4 protein-coding genes are annotated in these 3,646 nt (G+C 71.9%); 2 read left to right on the top strand and 2 right to left on the bottom strand.

Annotated features, from left to right (window positions below; translation table 11 throughout):
* Positions 1-423 (top strand): response regulator transcription factor (locus NON22_RS21755; RefSeq protein WP_257389096.1); only part of this gene is annotated, 423 nt, incomplete at its 5' end.
* Positions 424-512: 89 nt separating this feature from the next.
* Positions 513-1,040 carry a DUF4199 domain-containing protein gene (locus NON22_RS21750; RefSeq protein WP_257389095.1) on the top strand — a complete coding sequence of 176 codons (528 nt, stop codon included), beginning with the start codon at positions 513-515 and terminating at the stop codon, positions 1,038-1,040.
* A 75-nt stretch (positions 1,041-1,115) separates the two neighbouring features.
* Here NON22_RS21750 and NON22_RS21745 read toward each other — a convergent pair whose 3' ends face one another.
* Both NON22_RS21745 and NON22_RS21740 read right to left on the bottom strand, forming a co-directional pair.
* Entirely contained in the window at positions 1,116-2,186 is a 1,071-nt protein-coding gene (locus tag NON22_RS21745; RefSeq protein ID WP_257389094.1) for a hypothetical protein, read from the bottom strand.
* Positions 2,187-2,564: 378 nt separating this feature from the next.
* Positions 2,565-3,590 carry a cupin domain-containing protein gene (locus NON22_RS21740; protein ID WP_343231954.1) on the bottom strand — a complete coding sequence of 342 codons (1,026 nt, stop codon included), beginning with the start codon at positions 3,588-3,590 and terminating at the stop codon, positions 2,565-2,567.
* Positions 3,591-3,646 lie beyond the last annotated feature (56 nt).

Here is a 3,646-nt window from a genome sequence, read left to right as displayed (position 1 = left end):
GTCGTCGCGATGAGCGTGGGTCTGCAGCTCGCCCGGCGCCGCGAGCCGCCGCGCCGCGCCGCGCATCCAACGCCGGTTGCCGACGCGACGCCGCCCGAACGCGGTCCTTCCATCCCGACGGCGGACGATGCATCGGCCATGCAACCACCGCGCGCGCCGGCCGCAGCGGCGCCGGCCTCGGCCGTCGGTGTGCGGCCGACCGTGTCGTCGATCGGCGCGACGCCGCCGTCCGCCGAACTCAGTCAGCGCGAACGCGAGGTGCTGCGCCGGCTCGCCGAGGGGCTCAGCAACAAGCAGATCGCCCGCGCGCTGTCGGTGTCGGAGAACACGGTCAAGACCCATCTCGCGAACGTCTACGCCAAGCTCGGCGTCGGCCGGCGCACCGAAGCGGCGCGAGCCGCGCGCGAGCGCGGCCTGGCCTGACGGCGCTCACCCGAAAATCACCCGCCCGGGCGATGCCGCGGGCCGTCGCGGCGGCCTAGCCTGGGCCACCTTCACTGCGGAGTCCCACCATGAACACCGTACTGCGTTACGGCCTGGCCGGCGGCGCGACGATCAGCGTGCTGCTGTTCGCGCCCTTCTTCATCTTCGGTGCCAGGCCCGAATGGATGAAGGTCGGCGAGATCGTCGGCTACGCGAGCATGCTGCTGTGCCTCAGCGCGACCTGGTTCGCCATGCGCCGTGAGGCGCAGCGCCGCGGCGGCCTGGGCTACGGCGCGGCGCTCGCGATCGGCGTCGGCGTCGCGGCCGTCGCCGGCCTGCTGTTCGGCCTGGCGACCTGGCTGTTCTACAGCGCCGTCGGCGATGCGCTGCCCGAAGCGCTGATCGCGTTCTACGCCGAGCAGATCCGCCAGTCCGGCGCCGCGCCCGCGGCCGTCGCGACGCAGCTGCGCGAACTGGAGGCCATGCGCCCGTTCTTCTTCGACCGGCCGCTGCAGGGCGGCATCATGGCCGCGACCGTGTTCGTGCTCGGCGTGCTCGAAAGCGTCGTCGGCGCGTTCTTCGTCGCGCGTCCCGGCCCCGCACCCGCGGCGGCCTGAAGCGACGACGGCGATGGGGGCACGCATGCCATTGCCGCAGCGCCGCCGTGGTCCGCGTCTGCGCGGGCCTCGCCGCTACAGGTCGGCACTCGGAAATGAATCCGGCGACGGCGGCACGTCGAAGCCGTTGCGGAAGATCGTGTCGGAGGGCACGTACTCGAACGCGCCCACATCCACGCCGACACCCTGCACGCGCGTCGCGCCGTCGGCGTCGAAGACGCCGCTGCCGCCGGCCGGATTCGCGATGCCGCTGTCGACGAGGATCGAATCCGCGCGCGGGCGCGGATCGCCCGCGGCGACGAAGCCCGGATCGCCGCTGCCCGGCGCATTGTCGGAATCGGCCGTGCCGCGCAGGCTGCCGCGGTGCACGCGCGTCAGATCGACCGTGCCATAGAAGCTCGACACCGCGACGTCGCTGACGTCGACCGAGGCTCCGGCATTGTTGAGATAGCCGCTGTTGCCCCAGGACACGCTGTTGCTCAGCGCGATCCGGCTCGCGGCATCGGAGGTGTTCAGCAGAATGCCGGCGTTGTCGTTCGGATTGCCGTCGAACGCCATCGCACGCGCCACGCTGATCTGCGCGAGACTCGACGTGCCGCCGAGACTCGTCGTCACGCCGATGCCGCCGTTGCGCCGCCCCAGTCCGTTGGCGACCGCGACGTCGCGCACGATCAGGGTGCCGCCCCGGTTGTTGAAGAAGCCCGAGGCGAAGCTCGTGTTGCGCGCGACGCAGTCGTGCACCTGCAGGCGCTCCAGGCGTGCTTCGCTGCCGGCATCGACCGCCACGAAGAGGCAGGCGCCACCGACGGTGTCCGTCGCCGTGTGGTTGGGATTGGAGATCGCCAGATCGTGCACATAGACCTGGCCGCCGTTGCTGGCCGCCCCCAGGGTCAGGGTCGGACTGCTCGCGATGCCGACCAGCTGGGTCAGCGCGGGCCTGGGTCTCTGGGTCGTGCAGGCGGCGCCGTCGCCGGACCAGCCGCCGGAAATGTCGAGCACCTGGTTGGGCGTCTGCGCCGCATACGCGAACGGCACCGAGGCGGCGAACGCGTCGTAGGTGCCTTCGCGCAGGCGGATCAGGACCAGCGTGTCGCTGGAGCCCTGGGCGGCGGTCAACGCCTGATTGAACTGCTGGGCAGTGCTCACGCAATAGCTGGTCAGGGCATGCCCCGGCGCGGCCAGCGCGAGCAGGCACGCGGCGAGTAGCGGACGGAAAACGGAACGAGCGCAACGCATGACGGACAGACCTCCGAGCCCACCTCCGGGTGGTTCGGCGCACTCTGCAGCCGCGTTGCCGGCCCCGCCTGACGACAAGGTGACGTCACACTTATCCGCAGATTATTTCTTTTCGCATCAGAAACTTGACGCACAACTGGCCACGCGAACACCGGTCAGCGATCGCCGCCACGTCACCAGCGGGGACGGCGCGAACCGGACGCTGGACCACGAAGTCCTGCCGCACGCCCGGTGCGGCTGCGGCAGTCCAATGAACTGCCCGCGACGCCGCGCGCGCCGCTGCGCGGTTCAGCGCTTTTCGTAATTGATCAGCAGCACAAGCTCCTCCGCGCCGACCTGGTGCAGCGCATGGCTGCTGCCGGCGCGCGTCAGCAGCGCATCGCCGGGACCGACATCGTGGGCGACGCCGTCGAGCACGTAGCGGCCGCTTCCGGAGAGGATGTAGTAGATCTCGTCGTGCGCGTGCCGGTGCAGGCCGATGCCGGCGCCGGCCGGCAGCACGCGCCGGCGCAGCACGATGCGCAGATCCGGCACGTCCTCGAACAGCGGATAGGCGACCGTCGTTCCGCCGCCGCCGTGCGGCGCGGGCTGCGCGCGGCCGTAATCGCCGTCGCGCGCGATGCGCGAGGCGCCCGGGCGCGCCGTGTCGCGGTCATCGGGTATGCCGCAGTCACTGTCGCGGCGCAGCCGCGACGCGTCGAGCAGCCCCTGTTCGCGCAGGCCCTGCACGACGAGGCAGGCCACGGCCGCCGCGCCGCGCTGGTGGAAATGCGTGTCGTCGCGCAGGTTCTGCTCGGGCACGTGCAGATAGAACGCGCGCGAGGCGTCCTCGCCGAGCCCGGCCAGCCAGCGCAGGCTCGACGCGCCGAGGTCGACGAGAGCCGCCTGCTCGCGCTGCGCGAGCGCGCGCACGGCTTGCGCATACGGGCCGTGCCGGTCGACGGCGCGGCCAGCGACGAAATGGCGCCGCGCGACCGGCGTCAGCAGCACCGGCGTCGCGCCGACCGCGCGCGCGAGTTCGACGTACTGGCGCAACCAGAGCGGGAACGCCCACTGCGGCTCGTCGTAGCGCGCCGGATCGTCGATCTTCTCGTCGTTGTGACCGAACTGGATCAGCAGCAGGTCGCCGGCGCGCAGATCGCGCGCGACGTCGTAGATCCAGCCCTGCTCGATGAAACTGCGCGCGCTGCGGCCGCTCTGCGCGCGGTTGCGCACCTCGACCGAGGCGTCGACGAAGCTGGCGAGCTCCTGGCCCCAGCCGCGCCGCGGCCAGCGCGTCGCGTCGTACTCGCTGGCCGTCGAATCGCCGGCGATGACGATGCGCAGCGGCGGCGCGAGCCGCTGCTGCGCGTACGCGCCGGCGCCGAGAT

The sequence above is a fragment of the Tahibacter caeni genome, assembly GCF_024609805.1.
Lineage (GTDB): Bacteria > Pseudomonadota > Gammaproteobacteria > Xanthomonadales > Rhodanobacteraceae > Tahibacter > Tahibacter caeni.
This window is presented reverse-complemented; position numbering and strand designations above follow the sequence as displayed.

Excerpts from the sequence above, each read along its gene's own strand:
- NON22_RS21750 (WP_257389095.1), top strand. The coding sequence starts at position 513 with ATGAACACCGTACTGCGTTACGGCCTGGCCGGCGGCGCGACGATCAGC.